The 21,648-nt window shown below is 49.4% G+C and carries 23 protein-coding genes; 6 read left to right on the plus strand and 17 right to left on the minus strand.

From position 1 onward, the window contains the following. Nucleotides 1-36: 36 nt before the first annotated feature. The 3 genes from KDM87_RS07740 to KDM87_RS07750 all read right to left on the minus strand — a co-directional run bounded on the left by KDM87_RS07740 (nt 37) and on the right by KDM87_RS07750 (nt 2,072). A complete protein-coding gene (locus KDM87_RS07740) occupies nt 37-840 on the minus strand; it encodes an ABC transporter substrate-binding protein (protein ID WP_212678516.1) in 804 nt (267 codons plus the stop codon). A gap of 301 nt (nt 841-1,141) precedes the next feature. After that, nucleotides 1,142-1,366 (minus strand): DUF1653 domain-containing protein, encoded by a 225-nt coding sequence (locus tag KDM87_RS07745; protein WP_212678517.1) that lies wholly within the window; start codon nt 1,364-1,366, stop codon nt 1,142-1,144. Between the two features lie 82 nt (nt 1,367-1,448). After that, nucleotides 1,449-2,072, minus strand: coding sequence for a 3'-5' exonuclease (locus tag KDM87_RS07750; RefSeq protein WP_212678518.1), 624 nt, complete (start codon nt 2,070-2,072; stop codon nt 1,449-1,451). Nucleotides 2,073-2,337: 265 nt separating this feature from the next. Between KDM87_RS07750 and KDM87_RS07755 the strand changes: the two genes are divergently transcribed. The 3 genes from KDM87_RS07755 (at nt 2,338) to KDM87_RS07765 (ending at nt 6,577) form a co-directional block, all read left to right on the plus strand. Beyond that, nucleotides 2,338-3,630, plus strand: a complete 1,293-nt coding sequence (locus tag KDM87_RS07755) for an MFS transporter (protein ID WP_212678519.1) — start codon at nt 2,338-2,340, stop codon at nt 3,628-3,630. Between the two features lie 264 nt (nt 3,631-3,894). Next, nucleotides 3,895-6,153, plus strand: coding sequence for an OPT family oligopeptide transporter (locus tag KDM87_RS07760; protein WP_212678520.1), 2,259 nt, complete (start codon nt 3,895-3,897; stop codon nt 6,151-6,153). 160 nt (nt 6,154-6,313) lie between these two features. Then, the gene (locus KDM87_RS07765; RefSeq protein WP_212678521.1) at nt 6,314-6,577 is read left to right on the plus strand and encodes a hypothetical protein; all 264 of its coding nucleotides are present in this window, start codon (nt 6,314-6,316) and stop codon (nt 6,575-6,577) included. Between the two features lie 52 nt (nt 6,578-6,629). On the opposite strand, the gene flgL is transcribed toward KDM87_RS07765, so the two are convergent. The 11 genes from flgL to flgB all read right to left on the minus strand — a co-directional run bounded on the left by flgL (nt 6,630) and on the right by flgB (nt 17,541). Beyond that, nucleotides 6,630-7,844 (minus strand): flagellar hook-associated protein FlgL, encoded by a 1,215-nt coding sequence (gene flgL, locus KDM87_RS07770; protein ID WP_212678522.1) that lies wholly within the window; start codon nt 7,842-7,844, stop codon nt 6,630-6,632. Between the two features lie 7 nt (nt 7,845-7,851). Then, a complete protein-coding gene (gene flgK, locus KDM87_RS07775) occupies nt 7,852-10,098 on the minus strand; it encodes a flagellar hook-associated protein FlgK (RefSeq protein ID WP_212678523.1) in 2,247 nt (748 codons plus the stop codon). A gap of 118 nt (nt 10,099-10,216) precedes the next feature. Beyond that, on the minus strand, nt 10,217-11,140 hold the full coding sequence (gene flgJ / locus KDM87_RS07780; RefSeq protein WP_212678524.1) for a flagellar assembly peptidoglycan hydrolase FlgJ: 924 nt from the start codon (nt 11,138-11,140) through the stop codon (nt 10,217-10,219). Nucleotides 11,141-11,149: 9 nt separating this feature from the next. Continuing rightward, nucleotides 11,150-12,214, minus strand: coding sequence for a flagellar basal body P-ring protein FlgI (locus KDM87_RS07785; protein ID WP_329604909.1), 1,065 nt, complete (start codon nt 12,212-12,214; stop codon nt 11,150-11,152). A gap of 84 nt (nt 12,215-12,298) precedes the next feature. Further along, nucleotides 12,299-12,961 carry a flagellar basal body L-ring protein FlgH gene (locus KDM87_RS07790; protein ID WP_212678526.1) on the minus strand — a complete coding sequence of 221 codons (663 nt, stop codon included), beginning with the start codon at nt 12,959-12,961 and terminating at the stop codon, nt 12,299-12,301. Between the two features lie 24 nt (nt 12,962-12,985). Beyond that, entirely contained in the window at nt 12,986-13,768 is a 783-nt protein-coding gene (flgG, locus tag KDM87_RS07795) for a flagellar basal-body rod protein FlgG (RefSeq protein ID WP_186883622.1), read from the minus strand. A 72-nt stretch (nt 13,769-13,840) separates the two neighbouring features. Next, complete coding sequence (gene flgF / locus KDM87_RS07800; protein ID WP_212678527.1) at nt 13,841-14,581, minus strand: flagellar basal-body rod protein FlgF; 741 nt, start codon at nt 14,579-14,581, stop codon at nt 13,841-13,843. Between the two features lie 54 nt (nt 14,582-14,635). Continuing rightward, on the minus strand, nt 14,636-15,988 hold the full coding sequence (gene flgE, locus KDM87_RS07805) for a flagellar hook protein FlgE (protein WP_212678528.1): 1,353 nt from the start codon (nt 15,986-15,988) through the stop codon (nt 14,636-14,638). Nucleotides 15,989-16,039: 51 nt separating this feature from the next. Further along, the gene (locus KDM87_RS07810) at nt 16,040-16,708 is read right to left on the minus strand and encodes a flagellar hook assembly protein FlgD (protein WP_212678529.1); all 669 of its coding nucleotides are present in this window, start codon (nt 16,706-16,708) and stop codon (nt 16,040-16,042) included. Between the two features lie 21 nt (nt 16,709-16,729). Beyond that, nucleotides 16,730-17,134 carry a flagellar basal body rod protein FlgC gene (gene flgC, locus KDM87_RS07815; RefSeq protein ID WP_212678530.1) on the minus strand — a complete coding sequence of 135 codons (405 nt, stop codon included), beginning with the start codon at nt 17,132-17,134 and terminating at the stop codon, nt 16,730-16,732. A gap of 5 nt (nt 17,135-17,139) precedes the next feature. Beyond that, nucleotides 17,140-17,541 (minus strand): flagellar basal body rod protein FlgB, encoded by a 402-nt coding sequence (flgB, locus tag KDM87_RS07820; protein ID WP_186883627.1) that lies wholly within the window; start codon nt 17,539-17,541, stop codon nt 17,140-17,142. 279 nt (nt 17,542-17,820) lie between these two features. Here flgB and flgA point away from each other — a divergent pair, with 279 nt between their 5' ends. From flgA to KDM87_RS07835, 3 genes are all read left to right on the plus strand, one after another. Further along, a complete protein-coding gene (gene flgA / locus KDM87_RS07825) occupies nt 17,821-18,444 on the plus strand; it encodes a flagellar basal body P-ring formation chaperone FlgA (protein WP_268977580.1) in 624 nt (207 codons plus the stop codon). Nucleotides 18,445-18,551: 107 nt separating this feature from the next. After that, nucleotides 18,552-18,857 carry a flagellar biosynthesis anti-sigma factor FlgM gene (flgM, locus tag KDM87_RS07830; protein ID WP_212678532.1) on the plus strand — a complete coding sequence of 102 codons (306 nt, stop codon included), beginning with the start codon at nt 18,552-18,554 and terminating at the stop codon, nt 18,855-18,857. A 2-nt stretch (nt 18,858-18,859) separates the two neighbouring features. Further along, complete coding sequence (locus KDM87_RS07835) at nt 18,860-19,339, plus strand: flagella synthesis protein FlgN (RefSeq protein WP_212678533.1); 480 nt, start codon at nt 18,860-18,862, stop codon at nt 19,337-19,339. 61 nt (nt 19,340-19,400) lie between these two features. On the opposite strand, the gene motD is transcribed toward KDM87_RS07835, so the two are convergent. Genes motD through KDM87_RS07850 form a run of 3 tightly spaced genes read right to left on the minus strand, consistent with a single transcriptional unit; the run spans nt 19,401 to nt 21,642 of the window. Continuing rightward, a complete protein-coding gene (gene motD, locus KDM87_RS07840; RefSeq protein WP_186883631.1) occupies nt 19,401-20,180 on the minus strand; it encodes a flagellar motor protein MotD in 780 nt (259 codons plus the stop codon). Nucleotides 20,181-20,182: 2 nt separating this feature from the next. After that, nucleotides 20,183-20,929: a flagellar motor protein gene (locus KDM87_RS07845; protein WP_212678534.1), complete on the minus strand. Its 747-nt coding sequence runs from the start codon at nt 20,927-20,929 to the stop codon at nt 20,183-20,185. Further along, nucleotides 20,911-21,642 (minus strand): RNA polymerase sigma factor FliA, encoded by a 732-nt coding sequence (locus tag KDM87_RS07850; protein ID WP_186883781.1) that lies wholly within the window; start codon nt 21,640-21,642, stop codon nt 20,911-20,913. The genes KDM87_RS07845 and KDM87_RS07850 overlap by 19 nt, the downstream gene beginning before the upstream one ends. Nucleotides 21,643-21,648: the final 6 nt, after the last annotated feature.

Genomic DNA, 21,648 nt, shown 5'->3' on the forward strand with positions numbered 1-21,648 from the left:
GATTAAAACTAAAGAAACTAATAGGACTTACGCAGCTTATTTTTTATACGAAGGGAAAAACAATTGCTGGCCATCGACTTTATAGTCGGCAATTTTCTTCTGGCCTTCTGCCGAAGTCATCCATTCGATTAGGCTATTCGCGCCGCGGATATTGATGTCTTTGTACTTCGCAGGATTGACTGCAATGATGCCGTAAGGATTAAACATTTTGGCGTCGCCCTCGACCTGTACATCCAATCCGGTCTTCGCTTTATACGCGCCGTAAGTTGCGCGGTCAGTCAGCGTATACGCCTGCATCTGCGCTGCCATTGTCAGCACTTCGCCCATCCCCAGACCAGCAGAAACGTAGGTACTGCCAGTCGGTTTCACGCCCGCTTCTTTCCAGTACGCCTGCTCCATCTGATCTGTACCGGAATTATCGCCGCGGGAAATAAATTTCGCTTTGCTGGCTACCAGTTTGCGCAAAGCGTTGATCACATCTTTGCTACCTTTCAGACCAGCAGGATCCGCTACCGGGCCGACAATAATGAAGTCGTTGTACATCACGTCGCGGCGATTAATGCCATGGCCTTCGGCAACGAATTTATCTTCCGCTGCGCGCGCATGCACTAAGGTCACATCGACGTCGCCGTTTTTCGCCAGCTCCAGTGCCTTGCCTGTGCCGACGGAAATCACATGCACTTTCATGTGCGTTTTCGCTTCAAAATCCGGCAAAATGGCTTTTAGCAAACCGGAATTTTCGGTACTGGTCGTGGTCGACAAGCGCAACACTTCCTGCGCGCTGATCTGCGCCTGTGCGCCCAGCAAAGTCAGTGATATAGCGAGGATAAGACGTTTCATGATTTCTCCTGTAAATGAGTGCGGGTATTTTCTCACGAAACCCGGTTTCCCTCGCGGGAGCGGTATCGGGCAAAAACACATTAACAATGGGCTGATTTCGTCGGTTAAATTTTCTGTTACAACGATTTTAGGGGGAGTATCTGCCTATTTTGCCTTTATGTCCTTATCAATAAAGGGGCTTTTAATATACTGGGGGGAGTATATTTTGGCACTATTTGGCATCATTCGGCACAGTTCTGCATGATCCGGCGCGATCAGGCAGTGACAAAACAAGATCAGGCAAGCTGACAACCGTCTTCTGTTACGAGGTGGTTCGCACCTCATCGTCGTCAATCGCGGCAAAACGTGGCACGCGAACACCATCGACCTCGACCATCTCAAAAAATACCGCCTTCGGGCGCGTCCAGATACTGCCATTGTGTGAACGATAAACGATCACCGGGCTGAGATCCGATTCTTGTATTGCTTCGCAAACCAATTCGTACACACCACCTTTGTAGTGCCGGTATTTTTGTGGCTGGTTCATCGTCAGAATTCTTTCGTCAATTCAATATCAGGCCGCGATTATGCCTCGTCCGCCGCAACTCTGCCGACGACCCGTTGCACATTCACGCCGCAGCAAACTGCTTTTTCAAAAATGCCGGCACCTTGGCAGCACTGAGCTGATTCACTGCAATCAGTAATTGCGGATCAATCGCCGCAACGGCATAACGCCGCTGCAATTCTTCTGCAACATGCAGCATTAACGCTGCAGTGACTTCAGCATCCGCCTCGGCTCTGTGCGCCGCGCCCTGAAAACGGATACCAAGTGCCGCCGCCAGCCGCCCCAGCGAATAACTTGCCATACCGGGGAAAATCCGCCGCGCAAGTTTGACCGAGCATACCAGTCCATCATGCTCAGGCCACAAGCCCTGGCGGTCACTCTCGGCCTTCAGAAATTTTTCATCGAAACTGGCGTTATGAGCAACCAGAGTATCGTTGCCGATAAATTCCACCAGCGCCGGCATCACCTCACTGACGGCCGGGGCACGATCCACCATGGTCTGCGTAATACCCGTCAGTTCGGTAATGAAATACGGAATCCGTACACCACAATTAATCAGGGACACATAACGGTCCACGACTTCTCCACCGACCACGCGTAAGGCCGCGACTTCAGTCACCCGCCCACCCTGCTCCGGACTCATGCCCGAGGTTTCAAAGTCGATCACGACTATCGCTTGTGCAAACATATTTTTTATTCACCGGAACTAAAACTGTGTCAGAGTATCTATCAATCTCATTATTGTGCGACCTGATGCATACGCACACACCGGGCAGCAGCGCCGTAAGAAATAAAACTTAACAAGCATCCCATTCATGTACGGCAGCCGACATTGTAATCGCTGATGCAGCGCGGCTCTGCGTACATAAAACAATAATGAACAATCATGATCTCATTCAGCACGACAACGCCGCAGCGATCGTGTGAACAAAAAACAAAACCAGACGTCATTCATGCGCAAGAATTTTTTACAACGGCGATTTTCGCTGCAAGCCAACGATCTGTTACGGGGCCTGATTTACCGTCGTCTCTGGACGTCGATACTGATCAGTTCGTTCGGTGCGCAGATCACCATGCTGGCCTTGCCACTAACCGCCGCGGTGATGCTGAATGCCAGCGCCAGCCAGATGGGCATACTGACGATGATGGAAACACTGCCGTTTGTATTACTGTCGCTGCCTACAGGCGTCTGGCTTGACCGCATGCGCAAACTGCCGGTCTATATCGCGGGCGAAACCATCATAGGATTGGCCGTCATCAGCGTACCGGTGGCATGGTGGCTGGAGTTGGTGAGCATGCGCTGGCTGTATGTCGTCGGCTTTATCATTGGCATGGTAAATACCATGGCCGGAACCGCAGCACAAATCGTTTTGACGCAAATCGTGCCGCGTGAACGTCTGGTCGAAGCGCATGCAAAAAATGCGCTGGCAACCTCCGGCGCTGAAGTTGCCGGACCGGCGACTGCAGGCGCCTTGATCAAACTGCTTGGCGCACCACTTGCCTTGATCGCTGACGCCGCTTTGCTGATCAGCTCGGCGATGATACTGCGCGGTATCAAAGTGACCGAACATCGCCCGGTTGCGAAGGATGCGGCGTTTTGGCGCGACCTGAAAGCCGGTGTCCATTTCGTCGCGAAAAAACCGCTGTTACTGGCACTGGCAGCAACCGTCGGCGGCTGGCAACTTTGCTATAACGCCGCTTTAGTGGTGCAGATTTTGTATGCGACCCGCATCCTCGGTTTATCAGAACAAACCGTCGGCCTGAGTTATATGGGCATGGGCCTGGGTACCATCCTTGCCAGCGTTTATGGTTATCGCATCAGCCGCGCGATCGGCCCAGGGCCTTGTATGGTGCTGGGCATCACGATCTGCGGCGCAGGCTGGAGTTTGCTGGCCATCGCGCCAGTCAATCACTGGGGCATTGCGGCATTCGCTTTAATGCTGATGTGTTTTTCTGTCGGGGCGGTGCTGATTTTCATCAATTTCCTCGCTTTACGTCAGGCGGTCACCCCCGAGCCTATGTTGGGACGCATGACCAGCACCATGCGCTGGCTGATCCTGTTACCCGCAGGACCCGGTGCGCTGATCGGTGGCTGGATGGGCGAACACGCCGGTCTGCATTATTCACTGGCGTTCGCAGGCGTTACAGCACTGCTGCTGGCAGTATTCGCGTGGCGCAATCCTATTATTCGTGGCATCAGCGTTTTACCAACGTTAAGTCCGCAGGAAGAAAGGCAGTCGTTGTGACCAGTTGCGCAAAGGATTCAGCATCATTGCGCTGAATCCTTTACGCATGCTCATTCCGTGCAGGCGAGTGATCCGGTGACGACCAGTAAATATTTCGCAGCACAGTGCGCATACGATTGCGCAGAAAAGAAAAAAAGCGTGATAATGCGCGATCGGTGTTAATTGCTTAACGTTTCGTTACAAGGTAATACGATAAGCAATATCAGGCGGGCCCGGGGGAATACGCAATACGGGCTCTTCATTGACAATAAAAAAGGGTATTCAATGCCAAAAGAAACGTCAGCTTCTTCATTCAAGCCGTACATACCGGCATCGGCACAACTACCGGAAATGACAGCACGCGCTTTAATCATGGGCGTCATTCTCGGTATGATCTTTGGTGCTTCGTCGCTGTATCTGGTGCTCAAAGTCGGCTTAACGGTCAGCGCGTCGATTCCGGTCGCTGTCATCGCGATCACGCTGTTCCGCCTGTTTAATAAGTTCGGTGGCAAAGATTCAACCATTCTTGAAAACAGCATTACACAGACCGCTGGTTCAGCTGGTGAGTCGCTGGCGTTTGGTCTCGGTGTCACCATGCCAGCAATACTGATTCTGGGTTTTGATCTGGAAATTTCGCGAGTAATGCTGGTCGGCTGTCTCGGCGGCTTACTGGGCATCCTGATGATGATTCCTATGCGCCGGACGATGATCGTCGAAAAGCATGGTGAACTGAAATATCCGGAAGGCACCGCATGTGCAGAAGTGTTGAAAGCCGCAGCGACCGATACCTCACGCGAAGCTGCAGGAGAAAGCAGCAATCCGCACGCACAGGATGACGCCAATCGCCGCGCCAAAATTATCTTTGCGGGTTTCGGTATAGGCTTGCTGTACAAAATTGCGAACGTTGCGTTTAAAGGCTGGAAAGACACGCCGGAAGTCACGTTCGGCGCGCCGCTCAAAGCTGGTTCTCTCGGCGCGGAAGTGTCGCCAGAATTGCTTGGCGTTGGCTACATCATCGGCCCGCGCATCGCCGCCGTGATGGCTGCTGGTGGCGTCATGTCTTACCTGTTGCTGATACCGATGATCAAATTTTTTGGCGATGCACTGCTAACACCACTGGCACCGGCGACCAAACTCATTAGCGAAATGAGCCCGCATGATATTCGCAGCGCCTACATTTTGTATATCGGTGCCGGTGCCGTTGCTGCAGGTGGCTTGATCAGTCTGGTACGCGCGATGCCAACCATCTGGCGCAGCCTTTCGGCTGGTCTGGCTGGTATGCGCAATGGTAAAAATGATGCTGCTGCGACATTGCGCACGGATCAGGATATTCCGATGAAATGGGTTGTGATCGGCGCACTCGCCATCATTGCCATCATCACCTTTGCCACACCATTGCACATGAATTTTCTTGGTGCTTTGCTGATCCTGGTATTCGGTTTTCTGTTTGTCACCGTCTCATCGCGTCTGACCGGTGAAATCGGCTCCTCATCCAATCCGATTTCTGGCATGACAGTGGCCACGCTGTTATTCACTTGCCTGATTTTCTTGCTGATGGGTTGGACTGGTGGTCAGTATTACGTTACTGCTTTGTCGGTCGGCGCGATTGTCTGTATCGCTTCGAGCAACGGTGGCACGACTTCGCAAGACTTAAAAACCGGCTATCTGGTGGGATCAACACCACGCCTGCAACAATACGCGATTCTGGCCGGTGCTCTGTCATCTGCGCTGATACTCGGCCCGATTCTGTTGAAACTGAACGATGCTGGCACGGTGTATGTGCCAGCCGCACAGGTCGCACCGGCATTGAGCACGGACGCCAGTAAACTGACGGAAACCGCCAGTTTGCAAGGTCCGCAGGCAGAGCAGGATAAAGCGAGTTACAAAGTCTGGCATAAAACCGATACCGTTGGCGGCCCGGCAGGTAAATATCTGGTCGATACCGCAGGCAAAGCTGTGTATCTGGTTGATCCGGGTATCAACGGTGCTTACAACAAGCGCCCTGATGGTACGGAAGTCAAGAAATATGATGCGCCGAAAGCGGTACTGATGTCTTACATCATCAAGGGCATACTTGATCAGCAACTGCCTTGGACTCTGGTCTTGTTTGGCGTCATGATCGCACTGGTGCTGGAAATGGCGGGCATCCCGTCGCTGGCATTCGCGGTCGGTGTCTATCTGCCATTATCTTCGTCTGCACCTTTGTTTATCGGTGGCATGATACGCTGGCTGGTGGACCGCCGTAACAACAAACTCGATCAGTATAAATCGCTGAATGAGGAAGAAATGCAGGCCGCTGGCGATCGCAGTTCTGGTGTCTTGCTGTCTTCCGGCTACATCGCAGGCGGTGCATTGGCTGGCATCGTGATTGCATTTACTGCCGGTATCCTGACGGGCTTCGACAAAGCAATTGGTGACTGGGCTACTGCGCACAATCCATTCTTTGAAGGTGCTTACGCGAATGGATTAACGCTGATTCCGTATGCCGTCATCATTTTGACTCTGTATATGGTTGCCCGTGAAAAGAATGTAAAAGCCAGCTGATATAGTCAGACCTGAGCCAGCTCTGAACGGAGTGGCGAAAAAATCAAAAGGACTTAAATCAGTATTGATTTAAGTCCTTTTTCATTGGCAAGGTCAGCACGCTTCTGCGTCCGGAAATTTGCCAGTACAATGGCAGCCACACCAATTTAAAATTAAATTCATGACCACACCCATCCTCGATTGCAAAAATCAAGCCGTCGCTATTGGCGATATTGTCCGTATCATCACTCTCAGTAAAAAATTTATTAATAATTTTCCCGAAGACGAACGTATCTTAATTGAATCGATGATAGGGCAATTTTTTAAAGTGATCGATCTGGATGAAGACGGTTATCCGTGCGTCATGCGTGAATGGCACGATGAGCGCGGCATACTGCAAACGCATGTCATCGCTTTGGATTCCGAAGAAATGGAAAAGGTGTGAATCTGCATCTCTGACAGACTCACACCTTGAAGGGTGTCCAGCAAAAAAATATTTAATTAATATAGTTAAACAGGGACAGCCCGGCAGTTTTTACAAATGATTGCTGCGCTGCCTGCAAAGTAGTTTGCTGTTGTGATAACGACGTCAGTGCTTTCACATAATCCAGATCCTGAATATCTGACAACGCAGATTTATAGTTCAGCGCGTTTGCAGAGCCAAAACTATCAAGATCATCAATTTCCTTCAGACTTGAACCTAATTGCGCGCGTGCGGTTAATACATTACTGAGGGACGCATCCAGATTGTTATTTCCCTGTGCTAACGCAGCAGAAAGGTCTTTCTTCGCGCTACTGGTTGTCGCCGGTGTATTAAGCGCATTAATAATGTCAGTCAGCGTCTCAAAAATATTCTGATTGCCTGGCTGCACACTGAAATGATCTCCAGGCCCTGGCGCGCCCGGTGTATTGGTCAGCGTAATATCCATTCCATCTACCGTGACTGTTGCCGGGCTGGTGTAAGCGGTACTTGGCACAACGACAGCACCGGTCGTTTTATTCGTTACGGTAAAATTCAAGCCCGTAGAGTCAAATGCAATATCGTAGTTCTGACCAGTTAATGCATTCGCTGTCGGTGCGTTGATACTGACTGCGGCAACGACCTGCCCATTGTTTGAAGGGTTAGGAACAACGTTGAACTGCCCTGGCGACGTACGGATATTCTCGAAAATCTGTGTTCCGGGAGTACTCAACGGCAACTGGCGCGATGTTTCAACCTGCAGATATCGCTGCCCCTGATCACCGTTATATGTTGCTCCGTTGATCGTCTTTGTATATGGCGCCGTCGTTGTCGAAAAACCGGAAAATAAATAAGCGCCAGTTCCGTCCGTCGCATTCGCCAGACCTAACAACTGATCAAGATTACTCTGCATTTCAACCGCAATGTAACTGCGATCTTTATCATTCAGCGTTCCGTTGCCAGCGCTGACGATAAGCGTTTTAAGGTTGTGCAGCGTCGTTGTGACGTTGCCGAGAGTGCTTTCAGCCATACTCAGATTATCTTTGGCATTCGCCCGATTCACCGCATACTGCTCATTAATCGCATCGGCCTGTGTGATCACCAAAGCACGCGCCGAGCCTATCGGATCATCCGCTGGCGTGAGTATCTTGCGTCCGGAAGCAATCTGTTGTTGCGTACGGTTCAGAGTGGATTGCAGATCGCTGATGCGGGAACCACCGCCCTCATAGATCATACTTGTGCTGATACGCATAAATTACCTACCTTCCGATGGCCAGTATTGTGTCAAATAACGTACTGGCAATCTGCATCAATTTGCCGGCAGCCTGATATGCCTGCTGGTATTTAAGTAAATTGGCGGCTTCTTCATCCAGATTCACGCCAGAGATGGATTGTTGATTATCCGTCGCATTCTTTAACAAGGTCGCTTCAGATGCGGTCGTGATACCCAATTCATGTGTTTTATTACCTACCTGACTGACAAATTGTGCGTATGCACCTTGTATCGTCGTCGTACTGCCAACCATACTGTTTTTTGTCTGTATACCTGCCAACAATAAGGCATTCCGGTTATCGCCGGAACCAGTCACATTGGCTGAGATATTAAACACATCACTGTTCGAAGGCGTACCAGAAAGAGTGAAACTGGTCCCCGAATAACTGTACGTAGCACCGTCAGAATAAGGGACTGCAGTGCCTGCAGGATAAGTGGTCGATGTCGCCCCCTTAGTCACGGTCACATTCGCGTTTGCAGGAAAACCAGTCAGAGTATTTCCCGCGGAATTAAATGTTAATTTGGATGCGGCCACAGGAACGGATGGCGACACAGTAAAAGTATCACCATTTGCCGGTGCGCCAGAACTGTTCTGGACCGTAAAACTCATACCGGAAAAACTGATCTTTGCGCCTGTCGTATAAGGCACGGTTGCCGGCGGAGCATAATTTGTCGTGGTTGCGCCCACAGTCACAGACACATTAACTCCGGCTGGAAAACCTGTGAATGAACCACCGGAATAAGTCAGCGTGACTGGCGGTGCGACGGCAGAACTGGCGAATGAACTATCTGTTTTAACGGCACTAATGGTTGCAGTTGCTGAAGTTGACGCACTCGCGACAGCAGAATCTACTGTGCCAGCTGAAATTTTTCCATTACCGATGTTCGTTGTCGGTACTGCCGTTTTGATCGCCGCTGCAACCGCAATTTTAGAAGGATCAATCACATCAACGGAAAACCCTGCTGCCGCAGCCAGCGTAGGACGAATCAAAAACTCATCACCAGTCGCAGGCTGAGCCGCAGGCGGCTGCGGAAATTCCATCGTAATGCCATCAATTTTAATCGGCTGCGATGTCGCGGTCTGGGTCTGACCATCCGAAACGCGGATGACACGGTAATTTCCGGGGCTGGTTACCTGCAAACGATAATCACTGGTAGTCAGCGCGCTGACATCGGAGATATTCGCTGTTACGTCGGCATTCGTTGTATTTGATGTGCTTGGCGTTGTAATTGGTTGGGGAATATTAAAAAACTTCGCACCTGTCGCACCGTTCAGATCCTGCCCCAATGCATGTTGCTCATTGAATGCCGTCGCAATACCAATCGCCACACGCCCGATCGCATTCTGCGCAGGATCCAGGGTATTGGCCCGAAAATCAAAGAGTCCACCCAAAACACCGCCTGGCAAACCATTTTCGGCAATTTGCACCGACGTACCGTTAGCCGAATACGAAACTTCCGCTCTTGTCGAATCTGTTTTAGAGACACTTAATTCAAGCTGATTAACGACCCCGCCCAGAACAAGCGGTTGCCCATTCCCGATAAACACATTGAATTTATTATCCTGAGGTATCACCGTGACTTTGGTGTACTTCGACATTTCCGTAATTAACTGGTCGCGCTGATCAAGTAAGTCATTTGGTGGTGAACCCGTTGTACTGACCGACTTGGCAATCGTCTCATTTAAATTGGCAACTTGCGACGCATACGTGTTGATTGCGGTGATGGCACCGCCGATCTGGCCATTGACGTTCTGTCTGATCTCGTCCAGACGTGTCTGTAAACTATTAAAACGACCAGCCAATGACTGCGCACTGGATAAAACGGCTTGACGTGCAGCAGCTCCGGCAGTCCCGTTCGGACTCGCAGAAAGGTTTTGTATTGATGTGAAAAACTCTTGTAATGCCGGCGTCACCCCTGCGGTCGGATCGGCCACCAGATTATTGATTTGTTGAATTTGCGAGTAATAAGCGTCGGCCTGGTTCTTGGTGGTCTGCGTCGCATTTACTTGCTGGCTGATAAATGCATCGTATTGTCGCTGTATCTGGCTGATGGAGACACCCTGCCCAACAAAAGAACCACCCAGCAATTGCGGCGCATTTGCCGATTGCAACACGACCTGACGGTTGTAACCTACCGTGCCAGCGTTGGCAATATTATGTCCAGTGGTACTAATTCCCACTTGGGCAGCGGCCAATGCGGTTTGCCCGATGTTCAGAATATTTGTACCCATAATTTAACCTATTGATTATTTGAGCTTTGTTGAGCTATCACCTTAAGGTTTTCGGAGAAAAACACAAAAACTTTAATGTAGTAAAAATAATAACTAGCAGTTAGCAACGACCGCGACATTACGTCGACAATGTTTGTTTTATTATTTTAGTCAGTTTATTGGCGTATTGCGGGTCAGTTGCATACCCCGCCTTTTGCAGACCAACAGCAAAACTGGTCGCATCTTTGGCATTTGCAATGACATTTTCATAGCGAGGATTTTTTGTCAGAAGCTTCGCGTAGTCTTTGAATGCATCCGCATAGGAATCATAGGCTTTAAATTTTTCAACTTTACGATAGGCGACGCCGTTGACATATTCCGTTGTCACCGCATCAACAGTTTTACCCTTCCATTTACTGGTCGCCTTCATACCAAAAATATTGTGACTGGTGCTGCCATCGATCGTTTTGATTTCACGGCGTCCCCAACCACTTTCCAGCGCCGCTTGTCCGAGCATGAATTTAGCCGGAATCCCCGTCGCCTTACTCGCCGCCTCAGCATCAGCACTTAACTTTTCCTGAAATTCACGAACATGCGCCGGCCCTGAAAAACTCGTCTTCGCTGCTGCGGCGGGTTGCTGCTCAAATTTCAGATTATCCAGATACGAACTGATGCCTCTGGCATTACCCGCGATGCTCCCGCTAATCCCAACACCATTGCCAGCAGTAGCATCATCCGTTTGCAAGGCCTGGCTCACCGCGTTATTGGTCAGTTGTCTCACTAATGCATCTGCAAGGCCAATACCGCGGTTTGCCATCGATTGCGACAACTGCTGGTCAAGCATGGACGTATAGGTTCGGGTTTGTTCGCTGTCAAATGGGCCGTCCTGTCCACCTGCCTGACGCATGGACTTCAGCATCATGTTCATGAACAAGGCCTCAAACTGCTTGGCTGCTGCCTTGATAGATTCGGGGGAATTATCTTTCGCCGATTGCTTGAGCCCATCCAGGCTCTTGCTATCGAAAGCTAATTTATTATCCGAAAGATCAGCACGACCGATCATGAGGCATCCTTAAATAATTTCAAGCTCTGCACGCAAAGCGCCAGAAGCTTTAATCGCCTGCAAAATCGCCAGTAAATCCTGTGGCGTTGCACCGATTGCATTCAAGGCTTTCACAACATCGGCTAACGATGTGCCCGCCTTCAGCATCATTAATTGCCCAGCATCTTTCGTGATACTGATACCGGAGTTTGCTGTCGCTGCGGTTTGCCCACCCGCCAAAGCATTTGGCTGAGTGATCGCGTTATCCGTATTAATGACAACGGAAAGATTGCCGTGTGCAACAGCACAGGAATCCAGCGTCACGGCCTGATTCATCACAATAGAACCTGTGCGTGCGTTCAGAATCACTTTTGCCACCGTTTGCGCCGGAGTCACGTCCAGACTCTCGAGAGCGCCTAAAAATGAGACCCGCTGATCTGCACTGACTGGTGCTTTCACCTGAATCGCACGGCCATCCAGTGCGGCAGCGGTTTCAGGGCCAAAACGCCGGTTAATCGCATCAACGACTCTGCTTGCGGTAGAAAAATCTGATGTATTCAATTCCAGTTGTATCGTATTTCCCTGACCGACAGAACTGGGAACCGCCCGTTCCACCGTCGCACCTGAAGAAATACGTCCTACGCTCAGGTGGTTGACTTGCGCTTTACTACCATTCGCAGAAGCGCCGACGCCACCGACCAATACGTTGCCTTGCGCCATCGCATAAATCTGGTTATCCGCGCCTTTGAGCGGCGTCATCAACAAAGTACCGCCGCGAAGGCTCTTCGCATTCCCCATAGAAGACACGGTCACATCCAAAGCTTGCCCCGGTTGTGCGAACGGTGGAAGCGAAGTAGTGACCATAACTGCCGCGACATTTTTCAACTGCAAACTCGTACCAACCGGCAAAGTAACCCCCATCTGCTGCAACATACTGACGATACTTTGCACCGTAAACGGCGTCTGCGTGGTCTGATCACCACTGCCATCAAGGCCAACAACCAAACCATAACCCAGCAGCTGATTCTGACGAACGCCCTGAATACCGGCAAGATCTTTCAACCTTTCTGCATGACATTCTGCAGTCAGCGTCATACCCATTGTCAGAGTAATGAGCAGAGTGCAAAGTGACGACCTCAACTGTGTAATTTTTTTCATATCTAACCTCTTTTCAGTTTCTTACATAGGAAGAAAACTGAGGAAGAAACGCGTCAGCATGGAATTCGCCTCGGCCTTATCGATTCTCGTCGTTGAGCGATATTCAAATCTGGCATCGGCCACCTGCGTGGAAGGTACGACATTGCCCGCTGCGATGGTCTGAGGATTGATCACGCCGGAAAACCGGACGAATTCAGCACCCTTATCAAAGGCAAGTTGCTTTTCACCACTGACCAGCAAATTACCATTAGGCAAAACATCAATGACAGTGACAGCAATCGTCCCGGTAAAACTGTTGCTCGCCGTTTCCGCACCTTTTTCATCAAATTTTGAAGAACCGTTGGTACTCAGTCCCAGCTGTGCCGTGGTTGAAGACTTCAAACCAAATACGGTCGGAGCAGCCAGCGATAAACCAGAAGATTTACTGGAAGAACTCGCGCTGCCTTTTGCGGCTGACGTTCTTTCACTGATAGAGATTGTCAATACATCGCCCACCATTCTGGGCTTCGCATCTTCATATAAAGGGCGATAACTTGCCGACTGAAAAATCGCACCATTAATTTCTTTGTGCGGTTTGGCAGACTGCGCCGGCAACGATGTTGGCTGATGCACGATGGCAGGTGGAGTTACCGCACAACCGGACAGCAACAACGCGACACTACCGGATAAGATTAAAGCCTTCATGATGTCCTCAACTAGTTACCAAAATCAGAGTTGCGTTAATTTTTGCAGCATCTGATCAGAGGTCGTAATCGCCTTACTGTTAATTTCATATGCACGCTGCGTCTGTATCATGTTGACCAATTCTTCAGCAACATTCACGTTCGAGGTCTCGACAAAATTTTGCATCAGTAACCCTGCGCCGTTTGTGCCTGGTGTATTCGTTCCGGGATTGCCTGACGCCGCCGTCTCTGAGTATAAATTTTCGCCCAGAGCCAACAAACCTGTCGGGTTAATAAACGTCGCGAGCTGAATGGAGCCAACCTGCACCGGCGCGCTGGAGCCTGGCTGTGTTACAGAAACTGTGCCATCGCGTCCCACCGTAATCGACTGCGCGTTAGCAGGAATCGTGATTGCGGGCTGAATCACAAAGCCGCTCGACGTGACTAATTGCCCCTGACTATCCATCTGAAAAGAACCATCGCGGGTGTAAGCAGTCGAGCCATCAGGCATCAACACCTGAAAAAAGCCCTGACCTTGAATCGCCACATCTTTCGCGTTGCCAGTTTGTTGCAGATTGCCTTGTGTGAAAATTTTCTCGGTTGCGACTGTACGAACACCTGTGCCTAACTGCAGCCCTGAAGGCAGTTGCGTTTGCTGCGAACTTTGCGCACCTGGCTGACGTATTGTCTGATACAACAAGTCTTCGAAAACGGCACGTGAACGCTTAAATCCGGTAGTGCTGACGTTCGCCAGATTATTGGTAATCACATCCATTTGTGTTTGCTGTGAATCCAGGCCAGTCTTGGCGATCCAGAGTGAACGTATCATTGATTTCTCCTGCACGCCTTGCGGCGTAATTAACAGCTTAATTTGCTACCGGTTATTCTGCGCCTAAAACGACTAACCCAAACTGAGGATCTGACTGGCTTTTGTCGCGTTATTCTCCGCATTCTGCAAAAGACGCATTTGCATTTCAAATTGCCGACCAAGGTTAATCATGGTCACCATCGATTCCACCACACTGACATTACTGTTTTCCAGCATGCCGCCAGCAACGCCAACGGCAGCATCCGCATCAGCCACAGTGCCATCTTTCGTTTTAAATAAACCGTCATCGCCGCGTACCAGATTTTCTTCTGGCGGATTTACCAGCTTTAAGCGACCGATCACTTGCACTGCATTTGGATTTGAGCCTACCGGCACAGTTGAAACAGTACCGTCCTTGGCGATTGCAATCGACACGTCCGGCGGAATCGTAATCGGACCGCCGTCGCCAATCAGATTTAAGCCATTCTGCGTTTGCAAAACTCCGTTTTCGCTTAATTTCAAGCTGCCACTGCGGGTGTAGCCTTCAGAACCATCCGGCTTTTCTACCGCCAGCCAGCCCTTGCCCTGAACCGCAACGTCGAGTTCACGCCCGGTCAATTGCAAACTACCTGCAGTGAAATCTGTACCTACCGTCGCGTCAACAACAAACGCACGGGTTGGCAGCTCCGCCCCCTGCACCGGCACTGCCCTGAAGGAATCTAATTGGGCACGAAACCCTGTCGTCGTCGCATTGGCCAGGTTATGCGCGTTCGTCGCCTGCTGCTCAAGGATGTGCTTGGCGCCCGTCATCGCTGTATAAATCAACCTATCCATGATCACCTCCTGAAAAGCACGTACTCAATTCAATTTCCATTTTTATTCAGTTGATTAACGCAGATTCACGATTGTTTGCAAAATCTGATCCTGCGTTTTAATGGTTTGTGAATTTGCCTGATACACACGTTGTGCCGTAATCATGTTGACCAGTTCACCTGTAAGATCAGTATTCGAGTCTTCGGTTGCCGACGCCGTTAACGCACCGAGACCACCTGAATTTGGAGGACCAACCAGAGGCTGACCAGATTCTGAAGTCTCCGCCCACTGGTTATCACCCAGCGATTGCAAACCATTAGAATTGGTAAATGACGCAAGTACGACTTGCCCTAACACCTTCGTCTGGCCGTTGGTATAACTGCCGACAATCGTGCCGTCTTTCGCGGTATTGAACTTGGATAATTTGCCAGAGGTAAAGCCATCCTGCTTCATGCTGCTGACGCTGAAATCCGAGCCGAACTGCGTCGAATTCGTGTAATCAAATTTGATGTTTGCTGTCGTATTAATCGGCGTCACAGCACCTGAAGCAACAGGCACGATCATCTGCAATGCACGCGGATCAGTCGCAGCGTAAGCGGGAATCGCACCAGTCAACTTACCCATATTGTCAAATGCCAGCTTACCAATCGGTGTTGGTGTCGTCGCTGCCGGTGTCAAAGCACCCGTCGCATCGAAAGGATTGCCATCAACGGTTGCAAAGACATTCCATTCTATGGTGCCTGCTGTTGCAGGAGGCGTAGTAACCGGATCAACGCGCACATAGTAAGTTTGTAAAACGTGAGAATTACCCAGACTATCGAACACAGTTACCGATGTCGATTTATTGTAGGACGTAGGATCAGTCGGAGAAAAAGCAATCGGCGTAATGACAGGTGGAATCGTCACTGGCTTTTGCGTCCCTGGCACGTATTCGCGTGAATCCAGATTCATCACGCCGCTGACCTTTGCTGTTTGCGCCGGTGCGATATCCGCAGTATTAATCGTGATTGGCGACGCTGATCCGGTTGAAAGCACACCCGCCGCATTCGCAATATAACCGGTCAGTTGCTGACCTTGTGCATTGACCAGACCACCGTTTTTATCCAGTTGAAACTGACCATTGCGAGTATAAGTGACAGCGCCGTTTTTAATCATGCGAAAAAAACCGTTACCGTTAATCGCCGTATCGAGTGGGTTATTGGTCGAGCTGATATTCCCTTGGGTAAATTGCTGAGCAATCGTCGATACCCGTACACCGATACCAACTGCATTCGCAGACGCGCCACTCAATGAGTTCGCATAAACATCCGCGAACTGTACTTGCGCCTGCTTAAAGCCGACTGTATTTGCATTCGAAATATTGTTACCGATCACATCCAGTGATTTCGATGCCGCGTTTAATCCACTAAGACCTTGCTGAAAACCCATGATTTTTCTCCCTAACTTTAAATACTGCGATTACCTGAGTAATCAGCAATCTCAGAAAATTTGCTTCACATCTGCCATTGAAATTTCACCCACACCAGAGACAGTCAGCTTTACGCCTTGCGACCCCGAACTCACACTATTCACCATACCAAAACATAATTTGGTCACGTCCAATGCTTTCTCGCCTGAGCTCGCTGCTACATCAAACGTATAAGTACCATCTGCGACCGCCGCTCCAGAGTCATTTTTTCCATCCCAGGTCAGATCGTTCACACCCGCTGGCAAAGCACCAAGACTCAACTTGCGCACCGTTGCACCAGATGCGTCTTTAATCACCACTTCGACCTTATCTGCGCCCTGCGGCAAATCCACAGCGTAGATCCCCTTCGCGCTGGAGAGCGGCAGGGAATTCCCTGCGGTCATCACACCATGACCAATCATGTTTGCCGCCTGCAAATTCTGGCTTGCCTGCATATTGCTGCTGAGTGCCGCGAACGATGCATTCAATTTCTCAATTCCGGATACCGTCGACAATTGCGCCATCTGGCTTGTCACCTGAGCGTTATCCATAGGATTCAACGGATCCTGATTCTTCATTTGCGTGACCAACAGATTCAAAAATGTGCTCTCTGAAGTTTTTGCGGCTGATGTGCTGCTGGTCGTACCATTCATGGTATTGAGCAAGCTCTGATCAACTGTATTACTTTGTATCGTTGTCATTACATTTCCTTTTTATGAAGGTCACTGACCCAAAGTCAGCGTTTTCAGCAACATTGTTTTCGCCGCATTCATTGTTTCAACGTTGGTCTGATAAGAGCGAGACGCCGAAATCATATTTACCATCTCTTCCACCACGTTGACATTTGGCATTGCCACATAACCTTTTTCATCTGCGAGCGGATGTTTAGGGTCGTACTTCATTTTTGCTGGCGTTGCATCCTCAACCACTTCCGTTACTTTCACTCCGGTAGAAGGTGAACCCGCAACTGGCACCGCACTGAATACAACCTGCTTAGCCTTATAGGGCTTACCATCAGAACTGGTCACACTGTCTGCGTTGGCCAGATTACTGGACACCACATTCAGACGCTGAGCCTGAGCACTCATGGCGGAACCAGCCACATTAAAAACATTAAAAAGCGACATGATAATTACCCCTGAATTGCTGCAAGCATGTTACGAATTTGCATATTAATAATCGTCAGACTCGCTTCATATCGAAGTGAGTTTTCAGCAAACTGATTGCGCTCAACATCCATATCCACAGTATTGCCATCGATATTGCCTTGAGAAACCGTGCGATACATGGGCTCAGCACCCGCCACGGTTGATGCGCTACCCAAATGCTGCGCATCCGTTTTATTCAGACTTGCCGTCGCCTGCTTGGAATCGAGATGCAGCGCGTTATTCAAAACCGATGTGAAATCAATATCTCTGGCTTTGTAATTCGGCGTATCCGCATTGGCGATGTTAGAAGCAAGCAATTGCTGCCGCTGACCACGAACAGATAACGCTGTTTCGTGAAAACGCATGAAATCATCTAATTTAGTCATCCGAAGCCCCTCGCCAGTCCAAAGCCAGCCTTCTGCCAGCCATATAACGGTTTTCCATTATTGGCATCTTATATCCATCAAAGACAATTCAATTCATTGAGTAAAGGCGAAAAACCTCTTCTATTCAAGCCTTAACAAACCAACCTTGACATCTACAATGGCAACACGTTAAAAGTTATCTGTATCCACCCAGCTATGAAACAACTTTTCAGGTCAATTATTTTTTTGTTAGTGCTGACGTCGGCCTATGCTCAGGCGCAGACTCAAACCGCGGCTGCTATGCAAGATCACGAAATCATCAGAAAACTGGCGACCGACTTTTTAAATCAGCAGGCAAGAACTCAACCGGGTGAGAGTACGGTGACAATGGGGCAAGTAGATAAGCGGCTTAATCTGGCGGCGTGCCAGTCTCCCACAGCATTTCTGCCAAACGGAAGTAAGGCCTGGGGTAAGATCACAGTCGGCGTACGTTGCACAGCACCTGTCAACTGGGTTATTTATTTGCAGGCAAACGTACAAATCACTTCTGAATATTACGTCGCGTCGCGCGCCTTGAGTCAGAGGCAACTCGTCACTGTGGATGATATGAGTAAAATTAAAGGCGATATATCAAATTTACCTGCTGGCATTATTACCAACCCTGAACAGGTCATCGGCAAATCCTTGCAAAGCTCCATTTCATCTGGCACACCTTTACGCCAGGAATTACTCCGAAGCCCGGCAGTAGTGCAACAAGGGCAATCTGTCAGAGTTGTCAGCAATGGTCCGGGATTTCAGGTTGCGACAGATGCGCAAGCGCTGAGTAATGCGGCAGAAGGCCAGGTAGCTAAGGCTAAAACAAGTTCAGGGCAAACTGTCAGTGGCATTGCCAAAGCCGGTGGCGTCATCGAAATAACATATTAACAAGCACAACAGTTGGAATATATTTGTACGTAAAATTAAAGTTTAAAAATACCTGGCCGATAACCGGATTGTAGAAGTAGACCATTCCCACTTTCGAGGGTATCGCCGTGAAAATTGATGACACACTAAATAAAGCTGCAAGCTTACCAAGCCAGCAGCCCGTACGGACTGAAAAAGCGCCAGAGAGAGCAGTCTCCACTCCGTCGCCTTCAATTAACGTACAAATTTCCCCTCTGTCTACGCAATTGCAAGCTTTGCAAAGTACACAAGCAAGTAATGGCGTATTTGAGGCAAAAAAGGTTGAAGAAATCAAATTAGCCATTTCTGAGGGGCGCTTTCAAGTGAACTCTGAGAAAGTTGCTGATGGACTTCTGGAAACCGTGAAAGATTTACTTAACTCCAGAAAACGTTAAAGATGACCAATACAAGCGCAAATAGTGACTCTATTCTGCATTGCTTAAAAGAAGAAAAAGAAGCAATGGCAGCACTGGCTGACTTACTCAAAGAAGAGCAAGCTGCGCTTGTAGATGGTGACGTGTCCCTGTTGGCTCAGACTTCTACGCAAAAAAGTGAATTAGTCCGCAAACTGTCTGAGGCAGAAAAGCTGCGGAACTCTTATCTGAAACAGCAGGGTTTCGGTGACGATGCAGAAAGCACTTTAAAATTTGTACGCCAGACGCCTGAGGCGCAATCGCTTTGGGATGGTTTGCTGGAATTATCGGCTCAAGCCAAAGAAGACAATAAAACCAATGGTCTGATGATCACGCGCAGACTATCGCAAAATCAGGCTGCACTCAGTGCGTTTCAGCAAGGAACGACAACCGGCTCCTTATATGGCCCCAATGGGCAGTCGTCTATCAGAACAACTCCCGCCAAAGGACTCATTGTCCGCTGATCGCTCACAAGCACATGAAAAAAGCCCCGATTGTTCGGGGCTTTTTTATTTACGCTCTTTGTCAGGGCGTAATTGGCGCTTGAGTCGCAACAGGAATATCCACTACTGGCTCAGGCAATACCGATAAGATAGTGACACTCACTCGGCGATTACGCGACCGTCCTTCAGGCGTATCATTTGAATCCACCGGTAATTTTGCTCCTTGCCCAACGGCAGTAACCCTGAAATCATCAACACCGTTTTCCGTTAAAAGACGCGCCACCGTACTTGCCCGAACCGCTGATAATTCCCAATTCGAAGGAAAAACCGGATTTTTGATTGGTACATTATCCGTGTGTCCTTCAACCTGAATTGCATGATTATCTAATTTCAATACAGAGGCAATCGCGGTCAGTGCCTGTACGGAGTCTGCATTTAACTTAGCTTCACCAGGTGGAAACAACAAACTTGCATTGATTTCTATCGTCACACCTCTGGCTGTCTGTGTCACTCTGACTTTACCCTCTTTGACCAAAGGCTCCAGAGCGGCAAGTACATCTTTTGCTAAGCCTGTCATTACCTCCCGCTCTTTACGTATATTTTCAGTTGATTTCCGCTTCACTATTGGCAGAGGATCCAGCTTCACCACCTGCGGAGTTACTCCGGCAGCGACAGGAGATGTAGGGTCGTTACTAAATGCGCCAGTCAAGGAGCTGGACAATACGCGATACTTTCCCTCATTCAGCGAAGAGATCGCATACATAACGACAAAAAAAGCAAACAGCAAGGTAATAAAATCAGCATAAGACACCATCCACCGCTCGTGGTTTTCTGGCTCTTCGTGATATTTTTTTCTTGCCATATTTAAACCTGACTGCTGTGGTTATCAACCCGCTCTTCCACAATACGAGGGCTATCTCCAACAGCAATACTATAAAAAATATCGGACAACATCTCGCGTCGGGTAATTTCTCTACCAATAATTTCTTTCAACTTATTGCTGACAGGCAGAAAAAATAAATTAGCCAGACCGACGCCGTAAATCGTCGCCACAAATGCCACGGCAATACCGCCACCAAGTTTCGCAGGGTCGGTCAGGTTTTCCATAACGTGAATCAGTCCAAGCACCGCCCCTAAGATTCCGATGGTCGGGGAGTAACCACCCGCTGCCTCCCAGATTTTGGCGGCCTGACGTTGCTCAATTTCATACAACGAAATATCCACATCCAGAATGTCTTTCAGTCGCGAGGGGTCAACACCATCAATCACCAACCGTAATCCCTTACTGATAAAGGCATCGTCAGAGGCATCCATATAACGCTCTAGACTTAAAAATCCCTCGCGCCGGGCAACTGCACTCCAGATCAATGCGTCCTGAATATTTTTACGGCTATTATCTTGCGGCTCAGAAATGATCCATTTCAACATGCGTAAACCGCGTCGAAAAGTACTCATACGACTCTGCAGGAGCACTGCCCCCAGCGTGCCGATCACAACAATCACAAATGCCGCTGGTTGCACTAATGAAGAAAGACGCCCTCCCTCCATCAACTGACCGGAACTGATGCCGACAACGACCAGAATAAATCCTACTAAGCTAGCCCAGTCCACGCTTTCTCCCTTAAATGCGCACGCATACGTGCAACCGCCTGGCTATGCAACTGCGAAACGCGGGACTCAGAAACGCCCATGACCGCGCCGATTTCTTTCAGATTTAACTCCTGTTCGTAATACAGCCCCATTAACAATTTTTCGCGTTCGGGCAAACTGTCGATCGCCCCAATAACCGCATCGCGGAAATCGTCATTCAGCAGATCCTGTAAAGGATCACCGGAACTATCGGAAGAGTAATGATCGAGGAAATGCTCTTTTGTTTCTGCGTCATGGAAGTCTTCGTAATACACCAACTGATGTCCGCCGCTATCCCCCAAAAGTCCCTGATACTCTCCAAGGGATAACTTAAGCGACTTGGCCACTTCTGTTTCTGTCGGCGGCCGCCCCAGTTTTTGCTGCATCTGGTTCATCGCATTTTCGATTTTCCGCATATTCTGCCGAACCCCGCGCGGCAACCAGTCCGTGTTGCGCAGCTCATCAAGCATCGCGCCACGAATCCGCTGGACAGCATAGGTTTCGAATTGTGCACCATGCGTGTCTTCGTAACGACTGATCGCATCAAGCAGACCAATCATTCCAGCTTGCACCAGATCATCCACCTCAACACTGGGAGGCAAGCGCGCCTTTAATTGGTAAGCCAGTCGCTTAACCAAAGGCGCATGCTCCCTGAGGAGAAAATTTTTATCTGATTTTCCGCTGGCCGTGTACATATTCAA

Source organism: Cognatundibacterium rivi (assembly GCF_018139565.1).
GTDB classification, from domain to species: Bacteria; Pseudomonadota; Gammaproteobacteria; order Burkholderiales; family Burkholderiaceae_D; genus Undibacterium; species Undibacterium rivi.